The 25,008-nt window shown below is 73.0% G+C and carries 22 protein-coding genes; 12 read left to right on the top strand and 10 right to left on the bottom strand.

Features of this window, described 5'->3' with window-relative positions; genetic code table 11:
- Window positions 1-40: 40 nt before the first annotated feature.
- The 4 genes from ACN28A_RS33510 (at window position 41) to ACN28A_RS33495 (ending at window position 4,006) form a co-directional block, all read left to right on the top strand.
- Window positions 41-1,180, top strand: a complete 1,140-nt coding sequence (locus ACN28A_RS33510) for a sugar kinase (RefSeq protein ID WP_421402326.1) — start codon at window positions 41-43, stop codon at window positions 1,178-1,180.
- A gap of 18 nt (window positions 1,181-1,198) precedes the next feature.
- On the top strand, window positions 1,199-1,951 hold the full coding sequence (locus ACN28A_RS33505) for an IclR family transcriptional regulator (protein ID WP_421402323.1): 753 nt from the start codon (window positions 1,199-1,201) through the stop codon (window positions 1,949-1,951).
- On the top strand, window positions 1,948-2,574 hold the full coding sequence (locus tag ACN28A_RS33500) for a bifunctional 4-hydroxy-2-oxoglutarate aldolase/2-dehydro-3-deoxy-phosphogluconate aldolase (RefSeq protein ID WP_421402321.1): 627 nt from the start codon (window positions 1,948-1,950) through the stop codon (window positions 2,572-2,574). Before ACN28A_RS33505 ends, ACN28A_RS33500 begins: the two co-directional genes overlap by 4 nt.
- Before the next feature lie 310 nt (window positions 2,575-2,884).
- Window positions 2,885-4,006, top strand: a complete 1,122-nt coding sequence (locus ACN28A_RS33495; protein ID WP_421402318.1) for a CapA family protein — start codon at window positions 2,885-2,887, stop codon at window positions 4,004-4,006.
- A gap of 33 nt (window positions 4,007-4,039) precedes the next feature.
- Here the strand turns inward: ACN28A_RS33495 and ACN28A_RS33490 are convergent, their stop codons facing one another.
- The 4 genes from ACN28A_RS33490 to ACN28A_RS33475 all read right to left on the bottom strand — a co-directional run bounded on the left by ACN28A_RS33490 (window position 4,040) and on the right by ACN28A_RS33475 (window position 8,326).
- Window positions 4,040-5,122 carry an ABC transporter permease gene (locus ACN28A_RS33490; RefSeq protein WP_421404779.1) on the bottom strand — a complete coding sequence of 361 codons (1,083 nt, stop codon included), beginning with the start codon at window positions 5,120-5,122 and terminating at the stop codon, window positions 4,040-4,042.
- Window positions 5,123-5,178: 56 nt separating this feature from the next.
- Window positions 5,179-6,063 (bottom strand): ABC transporter ATP-binding protein, encoded by an 885-nt coding sequence (locus tag ACN28A_RS33485; protein ID WP_421402315.1) that lies wholly within the window; start codon window positions 6,061-6,063, stop codon window positions 5,179-5,181.
- A gap of 158 nt (window positions 6,064-6,221) precedes the next feature.
- Entirely contained in the window at window positions 6,222-6,959 is a 738-nt protein-coding gene (locus ACN28A_RS33480) for a response regulator (protein WP_421402313.1), read from the bottom strand.
- Window positions 6,956-8,326 (bottom strand): sensor histidine kinase, encoded by a 1,371-nt coding sequence (locus tag ACN28A_RS33475; RefSeq protein ID WP_421402310.1) that lies wholly within the window; start codon window positions 8,324-8,326, stop codon window positions 6,956-6,958. The genes ACN28A_RS33480 and ACN28A_RS33475 overlap by 4 nt, the downstream gene beginning before the upstream one ends.
- Window positions 8,327-8,522: 196 nt before the next feature.
- Here ACN28A_RS33475 and ACN28A_RS33470 point away from each other — a divergent pair, with 196 nt between their 5' ends.
- The 3 genes from ACN28A_RS33470 (at window position 8,523) to ACN28A_RS33460 (ending at window position 10,826) form a co-directional block, all read left to right on the top strand.
- Entirely contained in the window at window positions 8,523-9,635 is a 1,113-nt protein-coding gene (locus ACN28A_RS33470) for an LLM class flavin-dependent oxidoreductase (RefSeq protein ID WP_421402308.1), read from the top strand.
- Window positions 9,632-10,246 (top strand): FMN reductase, encoded by a 615-nt coding sequence (locus ACN28A_RS33465; protein ID WP_421402306.1) that lies wholly within the window; start codon window positions 9,632-9,634, stop codon window positions 10,244-10,246. The genes ACN28A_RS33470 and ACN28A_RS33465 overlap by 4 nt, the downstream gene beginning before the upstream one ends.
- Window positions 10,247-10,358: 112 nt before the next feature.
- Window positions 10,359-10,826 carry a hypothetical protein gene (locus tag ACN28A_RS33460; protein ID WP_421402305.1) on the top strand — a complete coding sequence of 156 codons (468 nt, stop codon included), beginning with the start codon at window positions 10,359-10,361 and terminating at the stop codon, window positions 10,824-10,826.
- Window positions 10,827-10,898: 72 nt separating this feature from the next.
- Here ACN28A_RS33460 and ACN28A_RS33455 read toward each other — a convergent pair whose 3' ends face one another.
- The 3 genes from ACN28A_RS33455 to ACN28A_RS33445 form a co-directional block, all read right to left on the bottom strand.
- Complete coding sequence (locus ACN28A_RS33455; protein ID WP_421402303.1) at window positions 10,899-11,738, bottom strand: aldo/keto reductase; 840 nt, start codon at window positions 11,736-11,738, stop codon at window positions 10,899-10,901.
- A gap of 226 nt (window positions 11,739-11,964) precedes the next feature.
- A complete protein-coding gene (locus tag ACN28A_RS33450; protein WP_421402300.1) occupies window positions 11,965-12,954 on the bottom strand; it encodes an FAD binding domain-containing protein in 990 nt (329 codons plus the stop codon).
- On the bottom strand, window positions 12,951-13,490 hold the full coding sequence (locus tag ACN28A_RS33445; RefSeq protein ID WP_421402297.1) for a (2Fe-2S)-binding protein: 540 nt from the start codon (window positions 13,488-13,490) through the stop codon (window positions 12,951-12,953). Before ACN28A_RS33445 ends, ACN28A_RS33450 begins: the two co-directional genes overlap by 4 nt.
- 174 nt (window positions 13,491-13,664) lie before the next feature.
- Here ACN28A_RS33445 and ACN28A_RS33440 point away from each other — a divergent pair, with 174 nt between their 5' ends.
- From ACN28A_RS33440 to ACN28A_RS33425, 4 genes are all read left to right on the top strand, one after another.
- Window positions 13,665-16,877 (top strand): BTAD domain-containing putative transcriptional regulator, encoded by a 3,213-nt coding sequence (locus tag ACN28A_RS33440; RefSeq protein ID WP_421402295.1) that lies wholly within the window; start codon window positions 13,665-13,667, stop codon window positions 16,875-16,877.
- Window positions 16,878-17,179: 302 nt separating this feature from the next.
- Window positions 17,180-19,780 carry a rifamycin-inactivating phosphotransferase gene (rph, locus tag ACN28A_RS33435; RefSeq protein WP_421402292.1) on the top strand — a complete coding sequence of 867 codons (2,601 nt, stop codon included), beginning with the start codon at window positions 17,180-17,182 and terminating at the stop codon, window positions 19,778-19,780.
- Between the two features lie 140 nt (window positions 19,781-19,920).
- Complete coding sequence (locus ACN28A_RS33430; RefSeq protein ID WP_421402289.1) at window positions 19,921-20,937, top strand: ATP-binding cassette domain-containing protein; 1,017 nt, start codon at window positions 19,921-19,923, stop codon at window positions 20,935-20,937.
- Between the two features lie 104 nt (window positions 20,938-21,041).
- A complete protein-coding gene (locus ACN28A_RS33425) occupies window positions 21,042-21,794 on the top strand; it encodes an ABC transporter permease (protein WP_421404777.1) in 753 nt (250 codons plus the stop codon).
- Window positions 21,795-21,957: 163 nt separating this feature from the next.
- On the opposite strand, the gene ACN28A_RS33420 is transcribed toward ACN28A_RS33425, so the two are convergent.
- From ACN28A_RS33420 to ACN28A_RS33410, 3 genes are all read right to left on the bottom strand, one after another.
- Entirely contained in the window at window positions 21,958-22,617 is a 660-nt protein-coding gene (locus ACN28A_RS33420) for a hypothetical protein (protein WP_421402287.1), read from the bottom strand.
- Window positions 22,618-22,776: 159 nt separating this feature from the next.
- Window positions 22,777-23,523, bottom strand: coding sequence for an aminoglycoside phosphotransferase family protein (locus ACN28A_RS33415; RefSeq protein ID WP_421402284.1), 747 nt, complete (start codon window positions 23,521-23,523; stop codon window positions 22,777-22,779).
- Window positions 23,524-23,621: 98 nt separating this feature from the next.
- Entirely contained in the window at window positions 23,622-24,200 is a 579-nt protein-coding gene (locus tag ACN28A_RS33410) for a TetR/AcrR family transcriptional regulator (protein ID WP_421402282.1), read from the bottom strand.
- A 90-nt stretch (window positions 24,201-24,290) separates the two neighbouring features.
- Here ACN28A_RS33410 and ACN28A_RS33405 point away from each other — a divergent pair, with 90 nt between their 5' ends.
- The gene (locus ACN28A_RS33405; RefSeq protein WP_421402279.1) at window positions 24,291-24,992 is read left to right on the top strand and encodes an SDR family oxidoreductase; all 702 of its coding nucleotides are present in this window, start codon (window positions 24,291-24,293) and stop codon (window positions 24,990-24,992) included.
- Window positions 24,993-25,008: the final 16 nt, after the last annotated feature.

Below are 25,008 nucleotides of genomic sequence, written 5' to 3'. Positions count from 1 at the left end.
TCGAGTAGCTGATGCAACATGTGCATCAGATCGGAGTCCGATGCCTCAGGTCGCGCCGCTCGACGGCCGGTCGACATCGCTCGACGGCCGCTCGGGGCCGCTCGACGCGGTCTGTGTCGGCGAGACGATGGCGATGGTGACGCCGACCCCGGGCGGGCGGCTGGACGCCGAGTCGACATTCGTGCTGCGGGCCGGGGGTGCCGAGTCCAACGTCGCGATGTTCCTCGCCGCGCTGGGCCACCGGGCCGGCTGGGCGAGCCGGGTCGGTGCCGACCCACTGGGCGAGCTGGTCGTCGGGCAGGTCCGGGCGGCCGGGGTGGACACCTCGCTGGTCGAGGTCGATCCGGACCGGCCGACCGCCGTCTACCTCAAGGATCCCGGCCCGGACGGCACCAGGGTCTACTACTACCGGAACGGTTCCGCCGCCGCCGGCATGGATTCCGGGTACGCGGCCAGGGTCGGCGCGGTCCCGGCGGCCGTTCTGCACCTGAGCGGGGTGACGCCGGCACTCTCGGAGAGCTGTCGGGCGCTGGTCGGGCACCTGGTCACCACCCGACCGCCGGGACGGCGGCTGGTCTCCTTCGACGTCAACCACCGGCCCGCCCTCTGGCCCGACCGGTCCACCGCCGCCACCGAGCTGCTCCGGCTGGCCCAGGCCGCCGACGTGGTCTTCGTCGGGCTGGACGAGGCGGCGCGGCTCTGGAAGGTCGCGGAGCCGGAGCAGGTCCGGGCGCTCGTCGACCGGCCCGGCACCCTGGTGGTGAAGAACGGTTCGGTGGACGCGGTGGCCTTCTCCGGCGACCGGGTCACCGTGGAGCCGGCCCGTCCGGTCGAGGTGGTGGAGCCGGTCGGTGCCGGTGACGCGTTCGCCGCCGGTTGGCTCTCCGGTGCGCTGCGCGGTCTCGATCCGGCCGCCCGGCTGCGGCTCGGGCACCTGGTCGCCGGAGCCGCCCTCGGCTCCGTCTCGGACTTCGCCGAACTGCCGCCGGTGGAGGCGATCTGCGCGGCGCTCGGCATCACCCCAGACAACTGGCATCGGACCACGGACAACTGGCATCGGACCACGGACAACTGGCAACCGACCATTGACGACCGGCACCAGGTCCCCGACGAAACACACCGGCCGACCGTCGAGCCGGTCCGGTCCGTCGAGCCGGATCGGCCCGCCGGTCCGGCCTGAGGTGGGGGAGGCCAGGAGATGTCCCAGACCGTGGAACGCGCGCTGCGCATCATCGAACTCTTCGCCGAGCGGCCCCGCTCGCTCGGCGAGATCGCCGACGACCTCGGGGTGCACAAGTCGACCGCCGCACGGCTGGTGCAGACCCTCGAACGCGCCGGGTTCGCCCGCCCGGTCGACGGCCGGCACACCGTCGGGTTCCGGATGGTGGCGATCGCACAGCACGCGGTCGAGCAGCTCGACCTGCATCCGGTCGCCCACCCGCACCTGGTCCGGCTCGGCGACCGGTACGGCCACACCGTGCACCTCGCCCAGCTCGTCGACGACGAGATCGTCTATGTGGCCAAAGTGGACGGTCGTGGCGCGTTGCGGATGCGGTCCCGGGTCGGCCAGCCCGTCGACCCGCACACCTCGGGGGTCGGCAAGGCGATCCTGGCCCACCTCGACCAGCCGGCCCGGGAACGCTTCCTGGCCCGGTTGACGTACCCCCGGCACACCGATACCTCGATCACCGACCCGGCGCTGTTCCGGGCGGAGCTGGCCCGGATCGCCGAGCGCGGCTGGGCCGAGGACGACGGTGAGTTCGAGGACTTCGTCACCTGCGTCGCGGTGCCGGTCCGGGACGCCCGGGGTCGGGTCGCCGGCGCGGTGTCGATCACCGCGTTGCGCGCGCTGGCCCCGCTGGAACGGCTCCGCGAACACCTGCCGGACCTGACCGCGACCTGTGCCGCGATCTCCCGGGACCTCGGCTGGACCGGGGAACACCCACGATGAACGGAGCGACCGTGCCCAACCCGTCGACGAGCTACTTCGAGACCCTCTTCGCCGACCGGCCGGTGATGGCGATCCTGCGCGGCTTCGCTCCGGACCGTACGGTCGAACTCTGTCGGCGGGCCTGGGACGCCGGCATCGACGTGGTGGAGGTGCCCGTGCAGAGCCCGGACGCGCTGCCCTCGCTGCACGCCGCGATCGCGGCCGGGCGGGAGCGGGACCGGCCGGTCGGCGCCGGCACGGTGACCACCCCGGAACAGGTCGCCACGGTGTACGACGCCGGCGTCGCCTTCACCGTCGCCCCCGGTTACGACCCGGAGGTGGCCGCCGAGTGCGTCCGGCTCGGCCTGCCCCACCTGCCCGGAGTGGCCACCTCCTCGGAGGTCAACCAGGCGCTGCGCACCGGGCACGACTGGCTCAAGGCGTTCCCGGCCAGCGAACTCGGCACCGGCTGGCTGCGCGCCCAGCGCGGCCCGTTCCCGACGGTGAAGTTCGTGGCGACCGGCGGGGTGGACGCGGAGAACGCCGCCGACTTCCTCGCGGCCGGCGCCCGGGTGGTGGCGGTCGGCTCCGCGTTGCAGGACTCCCGCCAGCTCGACCTGCTCGGCCGCCTCCTCCGCCGCTGACCCCCGGCCACCCCGCCCACGGGCCACCGTCACCTACGGGCCGCCCCCGCCCACGGGCCACCGTCACCTATGGGCCCCCGCCGCGTTGCGGCCACCGCGACACCGCGACACCGCGACACCGCGACACCGCGACACCGCGACACCGCGACACCGCGACACCGCGACACCGCGACACCGCGACACCGCGACACCGCGACACCGCGACACCGCGACACCGCGACACCGCGACACCGCGACACCGCGACACCCGGCGACGCCGTGGCGGTGCGGCGGGCGGTGTCAGCGGCGGGCGGTTGCGTACCCTCGGCGGATGAATCGCGGCGTGTTGCGGGCGTGGCGGGCGGCGCTGGCCGGGATCGTGGCCGGCGCCGTGCTGCTCGGTTGTTCCGACCAACCGGCGGCCGGTCCCGACCGACCGGGCGCCGAATCGCCCGCCCCGGGGTCCCCGGCCGGCGCGGCGAGCCCGGCCACGCCGAGTTCCGCGCCGACGGCGTCCACCCCGGCCGCGCCGGTCGAGCTGCGGCTGGCGTTCGCCGGGGACGTCCACTTCACCGGGCGTACGCTGCGGCTGCTCGACGAGCCGGCGACGGCGTTCGGCCGGATCGCCCCGACGCTGCGGGACGCCGATTTGACCCTGTTGAACCTGGAGACGGCGGTGACCGACCGGGGCACCCCGCAGCCGAAGCGGTTCCACTTCCGGGCGCCGGAGAGCGCCTACGCCGCACTGCGCGCCGCCGGGGTGGACGCCGCGTCGGTTGCCAACAACCACGTACTCGACTACGGGCAGGTCGGACTGCGGGACACCCTGGACGCGGCGGCGGAGGCGGAGTTCCCGGTCTTCGGCGCGGGTCGGGACGCCGACGCGGCGTACGCGCCCTGGCTGGTCACGGTGCGCGGGGTGCGGATCGCCGTACTCGGCATGTCACAGGTGCACGAGCTGGCCGGGCCGTGGAAGGCGACCGCCACCAGGCCCGGGGTGGCGATGGCCTTCGACACCTCGCGGGCCGACGCCGCCGTCCGGGCCGCCCGGGAGCGGGCCGACCTGGTGATCGTCTTCCTGCACTGGGGGATCGAGGGGAACTCCTGCCCGAGTCGCGAGATGAGGAGCTTCGCCGCCCGGATGTCCCGGGGCGGCGCCGACATCGTGCTCGGCACGCACGCGCACACCCTGCTCGCCGACGGCTGGCTCGGCCGGACGTACGTGCACTACGGGCTCGGCAACTTCCTCTGGTACGGCGACTCGAAGAGCACCGACTCGGGAGTCCTCCGGCTGACCGTCCGGGGCCGTACGGTGGTCCGGAACGAGTTCCTGCCGGCCACCGTCTCCCGGACCGGTCAGCCGGTACCCGTCTCCGGGACCGCCCGGGACCGGATCGAGGACCGGATCGCCGCGGCGAGACGCTGTTCCGGCCTCGCCGCCCGACGATCCTGAGCCCCCGGTTCCCGGCCCGGCGGCACGGCAGGCTCAGGAGACCCGGGTCTCCCGCTCCTGCCACGCGGCCCGCAGCGAGGTCTTGCCGTTGGTGCGCAGCAGCGACCCCTCGTAGAGCCGGGCGGCGAGCGCGATGCAGAGCGCGGCGGCGGCAAGCAGGATCAGCAGGGCCAGCACCGGCTCCCAGGTGGCGGCGTCGCCGAAGAAGAGCCGCAGCGGCATCGCGGTCGGCGCGGAGAACGGCACGTAGGAGAGCGCCGTCATCGCCGTCGGGTTGCTGTTGAAGAAGATCACCAGGAAGAACGGCACCATGATCAGCAACTGGATCGGTCCGGACGCCCCGCTGATGTCCTCCTGCCGGCTGACCAGCGCCCCGGTGACCGCCCAGAGCGAGGCGAGCAGCACGAAGCCGACGACGAAGAACGGGATGAACCAGGCGATCGCCGGGCCGAGCTGTCCCAGCAGCGCGGTGTCGCCGCCGACCGCCTGCATGGAGACCACCGCGACCAGCGCGATCAGCATGACCTGGCCGAACGCGAGCGCGCCGTTGCCGAGCACCTTGCCGGCGAGCAGGGCCCGGACCGGCACCGCCGTCACCAGGATCTCCACGATCCGGGTCTGCTTCTCCTCGGTGACGCTCTGTGCGATCTGCACGCCGAAGCTGATGGAGAGGAAGAAGAAGACCATCGAAAAGGACACCGGCACCAGGAAGGCCAGCATCGGGTCGACCGCGTCGGGGTCGAGCAGCTGCACCGGGGGAGCGCTGCTCAGCGCCCGGACCACCGAGTCCGGAGTACGGTCCATCGCCAGCACCCGTACCCCGCCGCCGTCGCCCGGCACCACCGCGGCGTCCACGTCGCCGTCCCGGACCAGCCGCTCGGCCGCCGCGACGTCGGTGGCGGACACCACCTCCATGCCGGCCCGGTCCAGGGTGCCGGCGGTGTCGCCGGAGCCGACCACCACCGCCACCGTCGAGCCGCTGTTGGCGAAGATCGCCGGCAGTACGGTGCTGGCCGCCGCGATCAGCAGGAAGAGGACGGTGCTGATCAGGAACGTCCGGTCCCGGATCTTGACCGCGATCTCCCGGCCGGCGACCAGCTTGGTCGCGGCCCACAACGAGGTGCCGCTCACCTGTCCGGCCTCGGTCCGGGCGGGCGGCGGGGCGAGCGTCGTCACTGGGTTACCTCCCGGAAGATCTCGGCGAGCGAGGGTACGACGGGACCGAAGGCGCGTACCGGGCCCCGGGCGAGGGCGGCCCGCAGCACCGTCTGGTCGTCGCCGGGGTCGGCGAGTTCGAGCACCACCCGGGCGCCGTCGAGGTCCACTATGGAGATGCCGGGCAGGTCGCGGACCCAGCCGGCGTCGCCGTCGAGTACGAGCTGGTAGCGCGGGGTGGCGTACCGGGTGCGCAGGTCGGTGCGGCTGCCGGCGGCGCGTACCGCACCGGCGGCGATGATCACCAGGTCGTCGCAGAGCCGTTCCACCACGTCGAGCTGGTGGCTGGAGAAGAGCACCGGCGCGCCTGCGGCCGCCCGCTCCCGCAGTACCCCGGCGATCGCCTCCACGGCGATGGGGTCGAGCCCCGAGAAGGGCTCGTCCAGGATCAACACCTCGGGATCGTGCACCAGCGCCGCCGCGATCTGGGCCCGCTGCTGGTTGCCGAGGGAGAGCTTTTCCACCGGGTCGTCGGCCCGCTCGGTCAGGCCGACCCGGTCGAGCAGGTCGTCGACGCTGCGCCGGGCGGCCGGCACGGTCAGCCCGTAGAGCCGGCCGAGGTAGACGAGCTGTTCGCGTACCTTCATCTTCGGGTAGAGGCCGCGCTCCTCGGGCATGTAGCCGAAGCGCTGCCGGACCGCCCGGGTGATCGGCCGGCCGTTCCAGGTGACCGTGCCCGCGTCGGCGGCGAGCAGGCCGAGGATGATCCGCATCGAGGTGGTCTTGCCGGCGCCGTTGGCACCGACGAAACCGGTCATCCGGCCCGGGGTCACCTCGAACGAGATGTCGTCGAGCACTCTCCGGCCGCCGAACGACCGGTCGACGGACGCCACGCGCAGCATCCGGCCTCCTTCGCCAGGTCCTCCACCGGTGCGGGGTGCACCGGCGGAGCCGAGGCTAGTCCGGTCCGGCCCGGCTGGCGTCCGTCGCGCGGCGGAACCGCAGGGATGATCCACTTCCCGAGCGGGTCGGCCGGTTCCGCGCCCGGCGGCCGGGCCGGTCAGCCGCCGGCACCGCCCGGGGTCACCACCCCGTGCTCGTACGCGAAGACGACCGCCTGGGTACGGTCGCGCAGCCCGAGCTTCATCAGTACCCGGGAGACGTGCGTCTTCACGGTCGCCTCGCCGAGCAGCAGCCGCTGGGCGATCTCGGCGTTGGAGGCACCGCCAGCGAGCTGCACGAGTACCTCCCGTTCCCGCTCGGTCAGCTCGGCCAGCCGGCGCCGGTCCAGCTCGGCCGGCCCGCCGCCCGGACCGGGCTGGCCCGGCGTCGGGGCCGCCGCGCCGGCCGGGGCGGCGAAGGTCGCGATCACCCGCCGGGTGATCTGCGGGGCGAGCAGCGCGTCGCCCCGGGCCAGGATCCGCACCGCCTCGATCAGCTCCTCGGGTGAGCCGTTCTTCAGCAGGAAGCCGCTCGCCCCGGCCTGGAGCGCGGCGAAGAGGTAGTCGTCCCGGTCGAAGGTGGTCAGGATCAGCACCGCCGGGCCGTCCGCTCCGGTGGCCGCCACGATCTGCCGGGTCGCCGCCAGCCCGTCCAGGTGCGGCATCTCCACGTCCAGGAGTACGACGTCGGGCCGCCGGGCCAGGGCGAGCTCGACCGCCTGCCGGCCGTCCGCCGCCTCGCCGACCACCTCGAGGTCGTCCTCCGTCTCCAGGATGATCCGCAACCCGGCCCGGACCAGGTGCTGGTCGTCGGCGAGGAGCACCCGGACTGGCGGGTCCGGATCCGGCGCCGTCACGCGCCCTCCCCGGCCCGGCGCAGGCCACCGATTCCGGCCTCGGTGGCACCGGCCTCGGCGATCGGGAAGCGGGCGCGTACCCGGAAACCGCCGTCGGTCCGGGCACCCACCTCCAGGCTGCCGTCGTGCGCGGCCACCCGTTCCCGCATCCCGATCAGCCCGAGCCCGCCGCCGCCCCCCGGCCGGGTTCGTGGGGAGGCGGGTGCGGTACGCCCGTCGTCGGTCACCTCCACCTCGACCTCCCGGCGCAGATACCGGATCCGTACGTCGACCGCGTTCGCCCGAGCGTGCTTGATGGTGTTCGTCACCGCCTCCTGGACCACCCGGTACCCGGCCAGCGAGATCGACTCGGGCAGCGGCACCGGCGTGCCGTGCACGCTGTACTCCACGGCGAGCCCGGCGTCCCTGGCCCCCTGGAACAGGCTGTCGACCTGGTCCAGCCCGTAGCCGAGGGCGGCGTCGCCGGCACCCGCGTCGCGCAGTACGCCGAGCATCCGGCGCAACTCGTCCACGGCGGTACGCGCGCTCTGCTCCACCGCGGCCAGCGCGAGCTTCGCCTTTGCCGGGTCCTTGTCCATCACCCGCCGGCTCGCGCTGGCCTGCACACCCATCACGGAGACGTGGTGCGCGACGACGTCGTGCAGTTCCCGGGCGATCCTGACCCGTTCCCTGGTGACGGCCCGCTCGGCGTTCTCGGCCCGGGACCGGCGCAACTCCTCGGCCTGCACCTCCAGTTCGTGCTGCCGTAGCGCCGAGGTCCAGGTGCGGTTGCCGAGCAGGTAGGCGATGAGGAAGAAGGCGAGGTTGAACAGCACGGTGGTGATGGCGGCGGCGACCAGCGGGGAGATCGGCCCTGCCGCGCCCGGGAAGCTCGACTCCGCCGAGGCGATGCTCAGTCCCGCCGCGATCACCAGCCAGGTGAACATCGCGACGATGATCCCGATCCTGAGCCTGGCCGAGAGCCGGCGGTCCCGCCCCCAGGCGCCGAGGGTGTAGACGGCGACGAAGAGCGACGCGGACGCGACGAACACATCGGGATTGTGTCGTACCTGGGCGGCGATGAAGACCGCGGCGATCACGCTGGTGCTGAGTTCCGGATGGCTGCGTCGCCAGATCAGCGGCAGGCTGCCGGCGACCGTCCAGCCGAGCTGCTCGGGCCAGGCCGGCGGGTCGCCGAGCGGGAAACTGCCCATGCTGTTCGCCAGCACCACGCCGAGCAGGCCGAGCGCCGCCATCGACAGGCCGAGGTAGAGGTCGCGCCGACGCTGCTGCGGGGTCGGCCCGGGGCGGACCCACGGGCACGCCGGCTCGGCGCGCGGTGCGCCGGTCGGTGCCGCCTCGTCCTGTCCTGCGCTGGCTGCCTTCACCCGACATGGATAACGTATCCGCCCGGTTCCGCGCACCCCCGAACCGCCGGCATGGCAGAGATCACGCAGGGTAGCCAACGCCTGTCGGGGAGCCGCACCCGGCCGGCGTCGGGTGGCCACGGAATAGTTGACGACGCAAGTATGTTGTGCGGGGCGACCCGGGGGCTGGCGCCCGGGACCGAGTGAGGAGCGGGCGATGCAGTTCGGGATCTTCAGCGTGGGGGACGTGACCCCGGATCCGACCAACGGGCGGGAGCCGTCCGAGGCGGAGCGGATCAAGGCCATGGTCGCCATCGCGTTGAAGGCGGAAGAGGTCGGTCTCGACGTGTTCGCCACCGGCGAGCACCACAACCCGCCGTTCGTGCCGTCCTCACCCACCACCATGCTCGGGTTCGTCGCGGCCCGGACCAGCCGGCTGCTGCTCTCCACCGCGACCACCCTGATCACCACCAACGACCCGGTGAAGATCGCCGAGGACTACGCCATGCTGCAGCACCTGGCCGACGGCCGGGTCGACCTGATGATGGGGCGCGGCAACACCGGACCGGTGTACCCGTGGTTCGGGCAGGACATCCGCAACGGCATCCCGCTGGCGATCAACAATTACGACCTGCTGCGCCGGCTCTGGCGCGAGGACGTCGTCGACTGGCAGGGGAAGTTCCGCACCCCGTTGCAGTCCTTCACCTCCACCCCCCGTCCGCTGGACGGCATCCCGCCGTTCGTCTGGCACGGCTCCATCCGCAGCCCGGAGATCGCCGAGCAGGCCGCGTACTACGGCGACGGGTTCTTCGCCAACCACATCTTCTGGCCGAAGGAGCACACCCAGCGGATGGTGGGCCTCTACCGGCAGCGGTTCGCCCACTACGGCCACGGCGACCCCGACCGGGCCATCGTCGGCCTCGGCGGTCAGGTCTTCATGCGGCGCAACTCCCAGGACGCGGTCCGCGAGTTCCGGCCGTACTTCGACAACGCCCCCGTCTACGGGCACGGCCCGTCGCTGGAGGAGTTCACCCGGGAGACCCCGCTGACCGTCGGCAGCCCGCAGCAGGTGATCGACCGCACCCTCACCTTCCGGGACTACGTCGGCGACTACCAGCGGCAGCTCTTCCTGGTCGACCACGCCGGACTGCCGCTGAAAACCGTACTGGAGCAGCTGGACATCCTCGGCGAGGAGGTCGTACCGGTGCTGCGGCGGGAGTTCGCCGCGCTGCGCCCCGCGCACGTACCCGAGGCGCCGACGCACGCGTCGATGAAGGCCGCCAGGGACGCGGCGGCCGGGGCGGAAGCCGAGGCGGGAGCCGCCCGATGACGAGCCGGACCCTCGTGGTGGTCTCGGCCGGGCTGCGGGTGCCCTCCTCGACCCGGCTGCTCGCCGACCAGCTCGGCGCGGCCACCGTCGCCGAACTCGACCGCCGGGACGTGCCGGTCCGCACCGAGCTTGTCGAGCTGCGCGACCACGGGCACGACATCGTGAACCACCTGCTCGCCGGCTTTGCTCCGGCGGCGCTCAAGCGGGCCCTGGACACGGTCGCCGCCGCCGACGGGCTGATCGTGGTGTCGCCGATCTTCAACGCCTCGTACAGCGGGCTGTTCAAGGCGTTCTTCGACGTGCTCGGCGACGACGCGCTGGTCGACCGGCCGGTGCTGATCGGCGCGACCGGCGGCACCGCCCGGCACTCCCTCGCGCTCGAACACGCGCTCCGGCCGATGTTCAGCTATCTGCGCGCGGTGGTCGTGCCGACCTCGGTCTTCGCCGCACCGGAGGACTGGGCCGGCGGCAGCGCACAGGGCACCCTGCGCGGCCGGATCGACCGGGCCGCCCGGGAACTCGCCGACCAGGTCGCCCGGCGCGAACCGGCGGAGGCCGCCGACCCGTTCCGGCTCACCACCAGCTTCGACCAGCTCCTCAGCGGAGACTGACACCCGGTCGGGGTGCGGCGCCGGTCCCGGGATGCGGCGGACCGGCCCGGAATGCCGCCCGTCGGTCCGGGGCGCGGCGGGCCAACCGGGGTACGTCCGGTTGAATGTCCGGATGACCCCACCGGTGCCCCGGGCCATCTCGCAGGCCACCCTCCGTGCCGTGGCGGCGGTACGCGAACAGGACCGGGCCGCCCTCGACGAGGCCGCCGGCGAGCTGGCCCTGCTCCCCGCCGAACAGGTCGGGCTGGTGCTCGGCACCGTGCTCCGGCTGCTGCTGGAACAGGCGCACCCGGACGGACTGGCCGGCGAGGACGTGCAGGCCGTACTCGTCAGGTGTGCCCGGAACAACGCCGGCTGGCTGCCGGAGCTGGACGTCGAGGTGCTGGCGCTGCTGCTGACCGGCGCGCTCGGCGTACACCAGCTGGCCGACGGGGTGCCCGCGGCCGAGCCGGCGGCGGTGGCCCGGCACGCCCCGCTGCTCGTCGCCGACCTGCTCGCCGTCACCGGTGCGGCGGCCGGCGACCTGCTGGCCGTCGCCCTGTCCGAGATCGCGGTCGCGGAGACGATGGAGCTGCCTTGACCGCTGGCTGCCTCAGCTGCTGCCTGCCGTAGCCGCTTGCTGCCGCAGCCGCGGCCCGGACTCGCCGCCGGATCAGTGCCCGGTCGCGTCGGAGTCGGTGGCCGCCTCCTCACCCCGGTCGAGCGCGGAGAGCGCGGCGACGTCCTCCGGGGCGAGGGTGAAGTCGAAGACGTCGATGTTGCTCTTCATCCGCTCCGCCGAGGCGGTCTTCGGGATCGGGACCAGCCCCAGTTCGAGATGCCAACGGAGCACGACCTGCGCGGGTGTGCGGCCGTACCGGTCGGCCAGGCCGGTCACCGTGGGATGGGCGAGGAGTTCGCCGCCGTGCCCGATCGGCCCCCACGACTCGGTGACGATGCCGTGCTCGTGGTGGTACGCCCGGGCGGCGTCCCGGGTCAGCGTCGGGTCCAGCTGGATCTGGTTGACGTCCGGCGTCAGGTCGGTGGCGGCGCGGATCCGGTCGATGTGCGCCGGCTTGAAGTTGGACAGCCCGACGGCCCGCACCCGACCCTCCCGGAGCAGGTCGGCCAGGCCGAGGAAGGCGTCGACGTACCGGTCCTGCCAGGGCATCGGCCAGTGGATCAGGTAGAGATCCAGGTAGTCGACGCCGAGCTTGCCGATGCTGTCCTCGAACGCCTCCCGCACCCTGTCCCGGCCGTGCCACTCGCCGTTGAGCTTGCTGGTGACGAAGAGTTCCTCCCGGGGCACCCCGGAGGCGCGCAGGCCACGGCCGACGCCGACCTCGTTGCCGTACTTGTAGGCGGTGTCGATCAGCCGGTAGCCGGTCCCGATCGCCTCGGCGACGGCCCGTTCGGCCTCGGCGTCGGACAGTGGCCAGGTGCCGAAGCCGATCTGCGGGATCTCGGCACCGTTGGCCAGCTGTCGGGTCGGCACGGTCGGCGCTGCGTTCATGTGGTTGATCTCCTGCGGTCCAGTCCGGCCCGGTACGCCGGGCCGGTGCGGTGCGCGTTCTTCCAGATCAACCTACCCGCGCCCGCCGGATCGGCCAGCCGGGGCGGCCCGGTCGAAGCCGGGCGGACCTTCGAGCGGGCTTGGCGGTGGGGCGGCGGGACGCTCGCCACCCGACGTGCGCCCCGGCCGAGCCGACCGCCTGGCCAGGCGGGTCCGTCGACCCCGGTCAGGCGGGTCCGTCGACCAGATCCAGCAGGGTCCGGGTCAGGGTGTTGCGGCCGAGCGGCACCTTGAAGGCGTTGCCCGGCAGCGGCCTGGCCTGCGCGAACTCCGCCTCGGCGGCCGCCCGGAACAGGTCCTCCCGTGCCGGGGCGCCGCGCAGCAGCTCCTCGGCCCGGCTGGCCCGCCACGGCTTGTGCGCCACCCCGCCGAGCGCGATCCGAACGTCCCGCACCGTACCGTCCGCCACGTCGACCGCCGCCGCCACCGAGACGAGCGCGAAGGCGTACGACGCCCGGTCGCGTACCTTGCGATAGCGGGAACGGGTGGCGAACGGCAGTGCCGGTACCTCGATCGCGGTGATCAGTTCACCGTGCGCCAGTACAGTGTCCCGGTCCGGTTCGGTCCCCGGCAGCCGGTGCAGGTCGCCGATCGGGATGCGTCGTCGGCCCCCCGGCCCCTCGGTGTGCACGACGGCGTCCACCGCGACCAGGGCGACCGCGAAGTCCGACGGATGGGTGGCGACGCACTCCGGCGAGGTGCCGAGGATCGCGAGTTCCCGGTGGTGTCCGTCCAGGGCCGAGCAACCGCTGCCGGGTCGGCGCTTGTTGCACGGCGTGCTGACGTCCTGGAAGTAGACGCAGCGGGTGCGTTGCAGCAGGTTGCCGCCGGCGGTGGCCAGGTTGCGCAACTGGCCGGAGGCGCCGGCGAGCAGGGCCTGGGAGAGCACCGGATAGCGGCGCCGGACCAGCGGATGCGCCGCCAGGTCGCTGTTCGGGGTGGCCGCGCCGATCAGGATGCCGCCGTCGGGCAGTTCCTCCACCCGGTCCGAGGTCAGCCGCCGGACGTCCACCAGCAGGTCCGGCGTCGCCACCTGGAGCTTCATCAGGTCGACCAGGTTGGTTCCGCCGCCGAGGAAGGCGCCGTTCGGCGACTCGGCGAGCAGCGCCACGGCGCCGGGAACGTCGTCGGCACGGGCGTACCGGAACGGCCTCATCGCCGGGCCAGTTCCAGGATCGCCGGCACCATGTTCGCGTACGCGGCGCAGCGGCAGAGGTTGCCGCTCATCCGCTCCCGGATCTCGTCGGCGTCCAGCCTCGCCCTGCCCCGACCCCCGTCGCCGCCATCACCGCCACCGTCGCCACCACCGTCAACGGCGGCAGCGGCACCGTCCACGGTCACCGCGCTCGGCCAGCCGGCCTCGGCCTCCCGGAGCATCGCCACCGCCGAGACGATCTGCCCCGGCGTGCAGTACCCGCACTGGAAGGCGTCGTACTGGATGAAGCAGCGCTGCATCGGGTGCAGTTGGCCGTCCGGTGCCAGCCCGGCGGCGGTGACGACCTCGGCCCCGTCGTGTGCCACGGTGAGGGTGAGACAGCTGTTCACCCGCCGCCCGTCCAGCAGGATCGTGCAGGCACCGCACTGCCCGTGGTCGCAACCCTTCTTCGGGCTGGTGTTGCCCAGCCGCTCCCGCAGCGTGTCCAGCAGGGTGGTCCGGGTGTCGACGGTGATCCGGTGATCGGTTCCGTCCACCCGGAGGCTGACCTCGGCATCCATCCCTGCGGCCTCCCAGCGGTCGAGTCACGGACGAACACTCCCAAAACTAGCTATACCAGCTCAGCAAAGGAGTCGAACCCGCAAAGCCCTCGGAGGCCGCGTCCGCTGCCCCCGGCGGCGGTCGCCGACCGGTGGGCGACAATCGACGCCATGCGGTTCGGCATCCTGGGCGCGACCGAGGTGTACGCCGACGACGGCCGGCCACTCGCCGTCGGCGGCCCGCGCCTGCGCGCCCTGCTGGTGCTGCTGCTGCTCGACGCCGGCCGGATGGTCCCGACGGACCGGCTGCGCCAGGGCCTCTACGGTGACGAGCCGCCGAGCCGGGCCGGCAACGCCCTCCAGTCCCAGGTCTCCCGGCTGCGCCAGCTGCTCTCCGGCGTCGACCGGCCGGAGCCACTCGTGGAGTTCCATCCGGCGGGTTACCGGATCGCGGTCGACCCGGAGGACGTCGACCTGCACCGGTTCACCCGGCTGGTGGCCGACGGTCAGCGCGCGTTGGCCGCCGGTGACCGGGGGCACGGGATCGAGCTGCTGCGCGCCGCGTCGGGGTTGTGGCGCGGGGAGGCGCTGGCCGACGTCCGGGAGGCGCCGTTCGCCCGGACCCAGGCGATCCGTCTCGACGAGCTGCGGCTGGCCGCCGTCGAGGACCGGGTGGCGGCGGAACTCGACCTCGCCGGGGCCGGGCCCTCGGTGGCCGAGCTGCGCGGGCTGGTCGCGGCGTACCCGCTGCGGGAGCGACTGCGCGGCCAGCTGATGCGGGCCCTGCACGCCGCCGGTCGCCGGGCCGAGGCGTTGGCCGCCTACGAGGAGGGGCGCCGGCTGCTCGCCGAGGAACTCGGCACCGACCCGTCCCCGGAACTGGCCGCGCTGCACGTGGCCGTGCTGCGGGACGACCCCGCACTGCTGCCTGCCGGGACCCGCCGTCCCGACCGGCTACCACCGCCCGGCGCCGCCGCGACACTCTCGCCCGCTGCCCCGGCCGGCGGGCTGCCGGGGCAGCTCAGCAGCTTCGTCGGCCGGGAGGAGGAGCTGGGCCGGGTGGGCAAGCTGCTCGGCGAGGCGCGGTTGGTCACCCTGCACGGAGCCGGTGGCGCCGGCAAGACCCGGCTGGCGATCGAGGCCGCCGGTCGGCAGCCCGGCGAGGTCGTCCTGGTCGAGCTGGCGGCGGTGTCCGCGGGCGCCGACGTCGCCTCCGCGGTGCTCGCCGCGCTGAACCTGCGGGACGCAGCCCTGCGCGCCCAGGGCGGCCCCCGGGACGCCGCCGACCGGCTGGTGAGCGCGCTCGCCGACCGCGACCTGCTGCTGGTACTCGACAACTGCGAACACCTGGTCGCCGATGCCGCCCGGCTGGTCGCCCGGCTGCTCGGGGTCTGCCCGAAGGTGCGGGTACTGGCCACCAGCCGGGAGCCGCTCGGGCTGACCGGCGAGGCGCTCTGCCCCGTCTCCGGACTGCCCCTGCCGCCGGCCGGCACGACCGCCGAGGCCGCCGGGGCGTACCCGGCGGTCCGGCTCTTCGCCGACCGGGCCGCCGACGTGTCACCGGGTTTCGCCGTCGGTCCCGACAACCTCCCGGCGGTACTGCGGATCTGCCGCACCCTCGACGGCCTGCCGCTCGCCATCGAGCTGGCGGCGGCGCGGTTGCGGGCGCTGCCGGCCGCGGAGGTCGCGGCCCGGCTCGACGACCGGTTCCGGCTGTTGACCCGGGGCAGCCGGATCGCCCAGCCCCGGCACCAGACGCTGCGCGCGGTGGTGCAGTGGAGCTGGGACCTGCTGGACGAGGCCGAACAGACCCTGGCCCGCCGGCTGACCGTCTTCGCCGGCGGCGCCGGGCTGGACGCTGTCGAACGGGTCTGCGAGCCGCTCGGCGCGGACCTGCTCGACGTGCTCTCCAGCCTGGTGGACAAGTCCCTTGTGGAGGCGGGCGGCGGGCGCTTCCGGATGCTGGAGACGGTGCGGGCGTTCGGCGCCGAGCGGCTGGCGGAGGCGGGCGAGGCGGACCGGCTGCGCCGGGCGCACGCGGCGTACTTCCTCGACCTGGCCCGTACCGCCGACCAGCGGCTGCGCGGCGCGGAGCAGCTCGACTGGCTGCGCCGGCTGGACGCCGACCGCGACGACCTGCACGCCGCGCTGCGCCGGGCGATGACCGCCGGAGACGACGCGACGGCGCTCCGGCTGGTCGCCGCGCTGTCGTTCTACTGGTGGCTGCGCGGCCTGCGCGGCGAGGGGGCGGCACTGGCCGCCCGGCTCGTCGAGCGGCTCGGCGGCACCCCGCCCGCCGACCTCGCCGAGGAGTACGCGCTCTGCCTGCTGCACGCCTCGCTCGGCGGGCACGGTGTCGGCCCGCAGGGTGCCGGACCGGCCGGGACGATCCTGTGGAGCCTGGGCCGGCCGCCCCGGCAGCCGTTCCTGCTCTACCTCTCCGGGATGGCCAACGGCCCGCCGCCGGAGCTGCTGGAGACCGTACTCGCCACCCCGGAGGGTTGGGCGGACCTGCTCGGCACCGACCCGTGGAGCCGGGCACTCGGCGGGCTCGGCCTCGGCATGGTCTGGATGTTCGAAGGCCGGTACGAGGCGGCGGACGCCAAGCTCGGTGAGGCGCTGGCCGACTTCCGTGCCCTCGGCGAGCGCTGGGGGACGATCCTGGTGCTGACCCTGCTTACCGAGCTGGCCTACCGGCGGCACGACCACCGGCACACGGAGCTGGTCGACGAGGCGCTGCGGCTGGCCGACGAACTCGGCTCGACACTGGACATGGCGGAGTTGATACGGACCCGGGGTGACGGCCGACTCGGCGTGGGTGACCTGGTCGGGGCGGAGGAGGACTACCAGCGGGTGCTGGAGCTGGCCCTGCCGGCCGGCGCGCCGGAGCTGCTCGCCGCCGCCCACCTGGGACTCGGCGAGATCGCCCGGATCCAGGGCGACCTGGACCGGGCCCGCCGGCTCTGCGAGCAGGCGCTGGCGGAGTGCCCGACCGGCTGGTTCGGAGCGGAGGGGGTCCGGCTCGCCGCGCTGGCCGCCGTGGGGCGGATCCTGGCGGCGAACGGTGACCGGGCCGGGGCGCGGAGGCGGTTCCGGCAGGTGCTCGGTGCCGCGGTCGGGGTCTGGGAACTGGCCACCCTGACGACCGCCGTCGACGGCCTGGTCGGCCCGGTACTCCGGGACGGTGACGTCGAACGGGCCGGACTGCTGCTCGGCGCGGTGGCGGTGCTGCGGGACGATCCGGGTGTCGACGCCGCGATCGACGCCGCGCCGGTCGCCGAGGCAGTCCGGGCCCGGCTCGGCGACCCGGCGTACCAGCGCCTGCGCGAACGGGGCGCGAGCCTCTCCCGCGAACAGGCACTCGCGCTGCTCGACGGCGCCTAGCGCTGGTTTCCCGACTGCGCCGAGATGTGGCGAGGGGCGTGGCGGGCGGGATTCCGGAGCGTAGGGGATTCCGGGGCGGATTCGGGGCGCCAGGAGAAAGACACTCCTTGCCAACTTCAACTTATAGCGGAGTGGGGGGCTTGCGGCAAGACCCCCGTCATACCGCAGAATCGTCGGCCGAGTCCACAAGCTGCGGAAACGGGGACGGACATGTGTTGTTGTCGACGTGCGGGCGGGCTGGATCCCGCTGACTCGAAGGCCGGTGTGCTGCGGCGGAGTACGGGTGCCTCGGAGGTGTGGCGATGATCGAGCGGTACGTGTTGGGTCTCGACGAGGTCGACGGGGCGCAGCTCGCGGTCGTCGGCGGCAAGGGCGCGCAGCTGGGCGGGTTGTCGCGGATCGAAGGTGTCCGGGTGCCGGCCGGCTTCTGCGTGACGACGGCCGCCTTCCGACGGATCATGCGGGAGGCCCAGGCGGTCGACGAACGGCTCGACCGGCTGTCCCGGCTGAACCCCGACGACCGGGAGGCGATCGGCACGCTCAGTGCGGAGATCCGCCGGGACATCGAGGGGATCACCGTCCCGGACGACCTCGGCACGGCGATCGTCCGCGCCCTCGCCCGACTCGGCGGGGACGCCGGCTACGCGGTGCGGTCCAGCGCGACGGCCGAGGACCTGCCGACGGCCTCGTTCGCCGGCCAGCAGGACACGTACCTGAACGTGCGGGGCCCGGACGCGGTCCTGCGGCACGTCGTACGCTGCTGGGCCTCGCTCTTCACCGACCGGGCCGTGAGCTATCGCCAGCGCAACGGCATCGACCACCGGAAGGTCCTGATGGCCGTGGTCGTGCAGCGGATGGTCGTCCCGCAGGTGGCCGGGGTCCTGTTCACCGCCGACCCTGTCTCGGGCAACCGGAAGGTCGCCACGGTGGACGCCAGCTTCGGGCTCGGCGAGGCCCTGGTCTCCGGTCGGGTGAACCCGGACGTCTTCCGGGTGCGCGACGAGGAGGTGGTGACCAGGACGATCGCCAGCAAGCGGATAACCATCCAGGCGGTGCCGGAGGGCGGCATCCGGGACGTGCCGGTCGACCCGGAGCGGCGGGAGCAGCCCGCGCTGACGGATCCGCAGCTGCTCCGGCTGGTCCGGCTCGGCCGGCGGATAGCCGAGCACTTCGGCCGCCCCCAGGACATCGAGTGGTGCCTGGCCGACGACGACTTCCAGATCGTCCAGAGCCGGCCGATCACCACGCTCTTCCCGGTCCCGGCGGTCGACGACGGCGAGAACCACGTCTACGTCTCCGTCGGTCACCAGCAGATGATGACCGATCCGATGAAGCCGCTCGGGCTGTCCTTCTGGCAGATGACGACGCCCCGGCCGATGGCCGAGGCCGGTGGGCGGCTCTTCGTCGACGTCACCCGGGCGCTGGCCGCGCCGACGAGTCGGGCCGCCCTCCTGAAGACCATGGACAGGTCCGATCCGCTGATCCGGGACGCCCTGGAGACCGTCCTGGAGCGTGCCGACTTCGTCCGGTCGGTTCCGGACGAGGGTCCCGGCTGGGCGCCGATGGGCAGTGGCGGACCCGCCCCGGTCGAGGCCGACCCGGCCGTCGTCACCGAGCTGATCGAGCGCGGCCGGGCCTCCGTCGCCGCCGCCGGGCGGGACATCCGGAGCAGGTCCGGCCCCGCTCTGTTCGACTTCGTCCGGACGGACATCGAGGAGCTGAGACGGCTCCTGTTCGACCCGCGGAGCCTCCAGGTGATCATGGCCGGGATGGAGGCCGCGTGGTGGCTCAACGACCGGTTGCAGGAGTGGCTGGGCGAGAAGAACGTCGCCGACACGCTCACCCAGTCCGTGCCGCACAACGTCACGGCCGAGATGGGGCTGGCGCTGCTCGACGTCGCCGACGTGATCCGGCCGCATCCGGAGGTGGTGGCCTTCCTGCACGAGGTCGAGGGTGACGGTTTCCTGGACGAGCTGGCCAGGCTCCAGGGCGGGCCCGAGGCGCGGGACGCCATCCTGGCCTTCCTCGACCGGTACGGGATGCGCTGCGTCGGCGAGATCGACATCACCCGGCCGAGGTGGAGCGAGCGCCCCGGCACCCTGGTGCCGCTGATCCTCGGCAACGTCCGGAACTTCGGCCCGGGGGCCGGCAGGCAGCGCTTCGAGCAGGGACGGCAGGAGGCGGAGCAGAAGGAACGGGAGGTACTCGAACGCCTCCGGGCGCTGCCGGACGGGGCCCGGAAGGCCGACGAGGCCAAGCGAATGATCGACCGGGTACGTACCTTCAGCGGGTACCGGGAGTACCCGAAGTACGGCATGGTCAGCCGCTACCTCGAATACAAGCAGGCCCTGCTGGCGGAGGCCGACCGGCTGGTGCGCAGCGGTGTCCTCCGGGACCGGGAGGACATCTTCTATCTCAGGTTCGAGGAGCTGCACGAGGTCGTGCGCACCAACCGGGTGGACCACCGGCTCCTCGACGCCCGCCGGGAGGAGTTCGACTCCTACCTGGCGCTCACGCCGCCCCGGGTGCTCACCTCGGACGGCGAGGCCGTCGCCGGGGCGTACCGGCGTGACGACGTGCCGACCGGTGCGCTAAGCGGCCTGCCGGTCTCGGCCGGCACCGTCGAGGGGCGGGCCCGGGTAGTCCTCGATCTCGCCGAGGCCGATCTCGAACCGGGCGACATCCTCGTCACCACCCACACCGATCCGAGCTGGACGCCGCTGTTCGTCGCCGTCAGCGGCCTGGTGACGGAGGTCGGCGGGCTGATGACGCACGGCGCGGTGATCGCCCGGGAGTACGGCCTGCCGGCCGTCGTCGGCGTGCTGGACGCCACCCGGCAGATCAGCGACGGGCAGCGGATACGGGTGCACGGCACCGACGGGTACGTCGAGATCCTGTCCTGACGGAGTCGGCGTCGGCGGGGTCTCGGTCACCGGCCCCGCCGGCCGCCGTCAGCGGACGGTGCGTGGCCGGTCAGGGGCTCCGCCGGCCGCCGTCAGCGGACGGTGCGTGGCCGGTCAGCGCGGTCGGCCACCGTCGGGGCATGACAACGCACACACCAGCGGTCGTCGCCGAGGGACTGCACAAGCGGTACGGCCCGACCCGGGCCCTCGACGGCTTCGACCTCGACGTGCCGGCCGGTACCGTGTACGGGCTGCTCGGGCCGAACGGCGCGGGCAAGACGACAGCGGTCCGGATCCTCTCCACGCTGCTGCGCTTCGACGCCGGGCGGGCCTGGGTGGCCGGTCACGACGTGTCCCGGCAGCCCGACCGGGTCCGTGAGGTGATCGGGCTGACCGGGCAGTACGCGGCCGTCGACGAGATCCTCAGCGGACGCCAGAACCTGATCCTTTTCGGTCGCCTGCACCACCTGCCTGTCCGGGCCGCCCGGCGCCGCGCCGACGAGTTGCTGGAGCAGTTCGGGCTGACCGACGCGGCGGGGCGGTCGGCGGCGGAGTACTCCGGCGGGATGCGGCGTCGGCTGGACCTGGCGGCCAGTCTGATCATGACGCCCCGGGTGCTCTTCCTCGACGAGCCGACCACCGGGCTTGACCCGCGCAGCCGAAACCAACTCTGGTCCGCCGTACGCGGCCTGGTCGCCGACGGCACCACCGTGCTGCTCAGCACGCAGTACCTGGAGGAGGCGGACCAGCTCGCCGACCGAATCCTGGTGGTCGACGCCGGACGGGTGGTCGCGGAGGGCACCTCGGCCGAGCTGAAGGCGCGGATCGGGGCGGACCGGATCGAGGTGGTGCTCCGGCAGGCGGCGGAACTCGGCACCGCCGCCGGGATCGTGGAGCGGTCCGCCGCCGGGCCGGTCACCGTCGACGCGGAGATCCGGCAGCTCAGCGCGCCGGTGGTGGACCGGGTGGCGGCGCTCGGCGACGTGATGCGGGCGCTGCGGGACGCCGGGATCGCGGTCGAGGACATCGGGTTGCGCCGGCCGACTCTCGACGAGGCTTTCCTGCACCTGACCGGGCACCAGCCCGGCGCGGCCCGGCCGGATGTGCCGGCGGCGGGCGGGCCGGGAGCGGCGACGACGAGAGGACGGGCGGCATGACGAGTACGGTGCAGACACGCCGACCGGCCCCGCGGCCGGTCACGGCCGGGCGGCCCGCCGGGGCGCCGACCCGGCTCCGTCGGGCGATCGTGGACGGCTGGGTGATGACCGGCCGGAACATGGCGCACGTGATCCGGTCGCCCGAGGAGATCGTGATCTACTTCAGCCTGCCGATCATGTTCGTGCTGGTCTTCGGCTACGTCTTCGGCAGCGGCATGGCGACCGGCGCCGACAACTACCGGGAGTACCTCCTGCCGGGTGTCTTCGTGATGACCATGCTGTACGGCCTCGGTGCCACTGCCAGCGGCATCGCCATGGACGTCAGCCGGGGCGTCGTGGACCGGTTCCGCTCCATTCCGATGGCCCGGACCGCGCTTGTCACCGGTCGCACCGGTGCCGACCTGCTGCGCGCGCTGCTGGAGATGAGCATCCTGGTGGTCTGCGGTCTGCTGGTCGGCTGGCAGTGGCGCAACGGCCTGCTCGACGCGGTTGCCGCGGTCGGGCTGATCCTGCTGCTCCGGCTCGCGCTGACCTGGGTCGGCATCTTCCTCGGCCTGATGGTGCCGAACCCGGACACGGTCGGGGTGATCGTCTTTCCGCTGGCCTTCCCGCTGACCGCGCTCTCCAACGTCTTCGTCGCACCGGACCTGATGCCGACCTGGCTCGGCGCGATCTCGTCCTGGAACCCGCTGTCGGCGACGGTGGCGGCCAGCCGCGAGTTGTTCGGCAATCCCGGCACCGGCGGGGACTCCTGGGCGGCGCAGCACCCGTTGTTGCTGGCGGTCGGCTGGCCGCTGCTGCTGATCGTCGTGTTCGCGCCGCTCGCCGTCCGCCGCTACCAACGACTGAGCCGCTGACGGCGGATCGCGTACCGCCGCGTCGAGGGCTGACCTGACTCCTCGCCCTGGGTTTCCGGCCCGTACCCACGTCGCCGTGGGTGCGGGCCGATTCTGTTCGACGTCGGTACCAGTACCCCCCGCTGCTCGACCTTGCCGACGAGGTGTACCGGGTGGCTGGCCGCTAGGGCCATGCCCGCCACCCCGCGAAGGACACGTGTACTCCGTCCTCCTGGGTGAAGACGCTGACGCACTTCGAATGTTGGTCCAGTAGCCAGCCGGTTGGCCGGCAGGACGTCCCATCATGCCCGAGATCCCACCCCCGACCGATCAGATGTTGTCGGATCTGTTCATGGACGTCGTTCACCGACTGCCCCGGCCCGCCGGTCACAGTGATGGAAATACCGCATGCACCTGACCCACATGCGGAACCTTCTGGCTCCTGGACTGTGGCGGTGAGATTTGCTGGCACCGGCAGCAGTTCATCGGCTGAGGGAAGGTACGGCTCGCTGTTGAACGCGTAGAAGAAGAATGGCGCGCAGACGCAGGCGACACAGGAAGCCAGCACGATCGCGAGCCGGTAGGGCCATGCGCCTCGGTCTGGTTCGGCTCGGCCGAACCGCCGGATCTCGACAGCTCGACCGGCACCGATGATCGCCACTGCCACGGGCAGGTAGGCCACGAACACATCTGCCCGGGCACGTGGAAGGGCGGTGACGACGACGGTCGCCACGACAGCCCAGCCGAGCAGTGCCAGGCCGACGGTCCAGCCAACTCGATGGCTGCGAGCAACGAACCACCACACCACAGCAGACAGCGCGGCAAGCACGACGATCGCGATCACGCGATCAGCGTGGTCGGTTGACCGTCCAAGCGGAACCCGGCACAAAACACCTGCAAGAGATCTCCACAACTCGTCCCCAGGCTTCGGCTCGGCGGTATCCGCCTCTGCCGGCCGACACCCGGCGGCAGAACCGCTCGTGTGCGTCGGGCTCGGGTAGCCTCACATCCGCGCTCTGAGTACGTCGAACTCGCAGCCCGGCATGGACGGGTCGAAGCCGTGCTCGACCAGCCAGCGGACCACCACCAGGCTCCGCCACGACCACCAGCCACGGATCACGTCGCGATCGACATCGGTGCCGTAGCCGGCGAGCACGTCGTCGAGGTGCTCCTCGTGTCCGAGCGTCAGGACGGCGAGGTCGTACAGGGCGTCACCCTGGGCGGCCTCGGACCAGTCGATCACGCCGGTGATCTGGTCGTCGTCGACGAACACGTGGGTGATCTGCAAATCACCGTGCACGAACACCGGTTTCCACGGCCGCAGCGCGGCCTCGGCGACCTGGCGGTTGCGGGTGACCAGTTCGGTGGGAAGGACAGCGTTGGCGAGCAGCCATTCGCATTCGCCGTCGAGCCGGGATGCGAGCGCGTCGAGCTGCCGGCCCGGCCATGGCGGCAGGGGCGCGTCGTGCAGGGTCCGTACAGCCGCACCCGCCGCGGCCCACGCCAGTGAGGACGCGGGCGAGGACTCGCCGAGGCGGCCCAACGCCATCCCCGGCAGGGCCGCGAGCGCGAGCACGGGTGGCCTGCGCCACAGGACCCGCGGGGTCGGGATCGGCGCCAGGGCCATCGCTTCGACCTCGACGTCGGTGCGCGTCGGGTCGGCGTCGATCTTGAGGAACACGTCACCGACGCGCAGCGTCGCGCGCTCGTTGTGGGCGACGACGACCTCGACCTCTTCCACGACGGTCATTATCACCAAACGAACATCGACGCCGCCGCAGGTTTATCGCCGGATGGATCGACATGTGTCACGATGCCGAGGGAACCGACCTGACCGACTCGCACACCTCAGCTGGTGCCGAGCTGGGCGTCCAGCAGCGCCGAGGCGGTGAGCCTGGCCAGCCCGTCCAGCCCGGCACCCTGGGTGACCGCCCGACCCACCGAACCGTCGTAGACGATGGTGAGCTGCTTGGCCAGTGTCTCCGGGTCGCGGGCGCCGGCGAGCCGGGCCTGTTCGGCGAAGAAATCGCTCAGTCGCTGCTTGTGGTCCCGGGCGACCACGCTGGCCGGGTGGCCGGGGTCGCGGAGTTCCACCGCGGTGTTCAGGAACGGGCAGCCGGGGAATCCCGGTGACCGGGACATCTCGTCCAGTCGGCTGAAGACGGCCAGGATCCGGTCCCGGGGGGCGAGCCCGGGGGTCTCCTCCGACAGGTGCATCGCCAGGATCGCCGGACCGGAGGCGGCGAGGCTCTCCGCCACCAGGGCGTCCTTGGTTTCGAAGAGCTGGTACATGGTCCGCTTGGAGACACCGGCGGCCTGGCAGAGCCGCTCGACCCCGGTGCTGGCGATGCCCTCCCGGTGGAACAGGTCTGCCGCTGCGCGCAGCAGCCGGTCGCGCGGGGTATCCGGAGCCTTCACCGAGGTCATCTCCGTAGCGTACCCGCTGCTCTTGCGGTTGGAAACCGATCGGTTTACCGTGGTGGAAACCGATCGGTTTCCGCTATTCGGAGGTCTGTCATGCGACTCGAAAACGCCGTCGTCCTGGTCACCGGTGGCAACCGGGGGCTCGGCCGGGCGATCGCCGCCGAAGCCCTGGCCCGGGGTGCCCGCAAGGTCTACGGCACCGCCCGTGATCCCCGCACCGTCACCGACCCGGGCGTGCTGCCGCTGGCGCTGGAGGTGACCGATCCGGAGTCGGTCGCCGAGGCCGCCCGGCAGGCGCCGGACGTCACCGTCCTGGTGAACAACGCGGCCGGCCTGGTCGGCGCGGGCTTCTTCGACTCCCCGGTCGAGGACGTACGCCGGGAGTTCGAGACAAACTTCTTCGGCCCGCTCGCGGTGACCCGGGCCTTCGTGCCAGGCATGGTCGCCGCCGGTGGTGGCCACGTGCTCAACATCCACTCGGTGCTCTCCTGGATCGCGCTCTCCGGCTCGTACAGCGCGTCCAAGGCGGCGCTCTGGTCGATGAGCAACTCGCTGCGGCTCGAGCTGCTGGCCAAGGGGGTCGGGGTGACCGGGTTGCACGTCGGCTACGTCGACACGGAGATGGCGGCACACGTCGACGCCCCCAAGGTGGCGCCCACGGAGGTGGCCCGGCAGGCGCTCGACGGCGTCGAGGCCGGTGCCTTCGAGGTGCTCGCCGACGAGGTCACCCGGCAGGTGAAGGCGGGACTCTCGGCCGATCCCGCCGTGCTCTACCCGCAGCTCGCCCGCGCCTGACGGCTGCCGGCGAGGC

The sequence above is a fragment of the Plantactinospora sp. WMMB782 genome (assembly GCF_049179135.1).
Classification (GTDB): Bacteria; Actinomycetota; Actinomycetes; order Mycobacteriales; family Micromonosporaceae; genus Plantactinospora.
This window is presented reverse-complemented; position numbering and strand designations above follow the sequence as displayed.

Coding starts and splice junctions, on each gene's coding strand:
- ACN28A_RS33510 (WP_421402326.1), top strand. CDS start 41: ATGCCTCAGGTCGCGCCGCTCGACGGCCGGTCGACATCGCTCGACGGC.
- ACN28A_RS33505 (WP_421402323.1), top strand. CDS start 1,199: ATGTCCCAGACCGTGGAACGCGCGCTGCGCATCATCGAACTCTTCGCC.
- ACN28A_RS33500 (WP_421402321.1), top strand. CDS start 1,948: ATGAACGGAGCGACCGTGCCCAACCCGTCGACGAGCTACTTCGAGACC.
- ACN28A_RS33495 (WP_421402318.1), top strand. CDS start 2,885: ATGAATCGCGGCGTGTTGCGGGCGTGGCGGGCGGCGCTGGCCGGGATC.
- ACN28A_RS33485 (WP_421402315.1), bottom strand. CDS start 6,063: ATGCTGCGCGTGGCGTCCGTCGACCGGTCGTTCGGCGGCCGGAGAGTG.
- ACN28A_RS33470 (WP_421402308.1), top strand. CDS start 8,523: ATGCAGTTCGGGATCTTCAGCGTGGGGGACGTGACCCCGGATCCGACC.
- ACN28A_RS33465 (WP_421402306.1), top strand. CDS start 9,632: ATGACGAGCCGGACCCTCGTGGTGGTCTCGGCCGGGCTGCGGGTGCCC.
- ACN28A_RS33460 (WP_421402305.1), top strand. CDS start 10,359: ATGACCCCACCGGTGCCCCGGGCCATCTCGCAGGCCACCCTCCGTGCC.
- ACN28A_RS33455 (WP_421402303.1), bottom strand. CDS start 11,738: ATGAACGCAGCGCCGACCGTGCCGACCCGACAGCTGGCCAACGGTGCC.
- ACN28A_RS33450 (WP_421402300.1), bottom strand. CDS start 12,954: ATGAGGCCGTTCCGGTACGCCCGTGCCGACGACGTTCCCGGCGCCGTG.
- ACN28A_RS33440 (WP_421402295.1), top strand. CDS start 13,665: ATGCGGTTCGGCATCCTGGGCGCGACCGAGGTGTACGCCGACGACGGC.
- rph (WP_421402292.1), top strand. CDS start 17,180: ATGATCGAGCGGTACGTGTTGGGTCTCGACGAGGTCGACGGGGCGCAG.
- ACN28A_RS33430 (WP_421402289.1), top strand. CDS start 19,921: ATGACAACGCACACACCAGCGGTCGTCGCCGAGGGACTGCACAAGCGG.
- ACN28A_RS33425 (WP_421404777.1), top strand. CDS start 21,042: ATGACCGGCCGGAACATGGCGCACGTGATCCGGTCGCCCGAGGAGATC.
- ACN28A_RS33415 (WP_421402284.1), bottom strand. CDS start 23,523: ATGACCGTCGTGGAAGAGGTCGAGGTCGTCGTCGCCCACAACGAGCGC.
- ACN28A_RS33410 (WP_421402282.1), bottom strand. CDS start 24,200: ATGACCTCGGTGAAGGCTCCGGATACCCCGCGCGACCGGCTGCTGCGC.
- ACN28A_RS33405 (WP_421402279.1), top strand. CDS start 24,291: ATGCGACTCGAAAACGCCGTCGTCCTGGTCACCGGTGGCAACCGGGGG.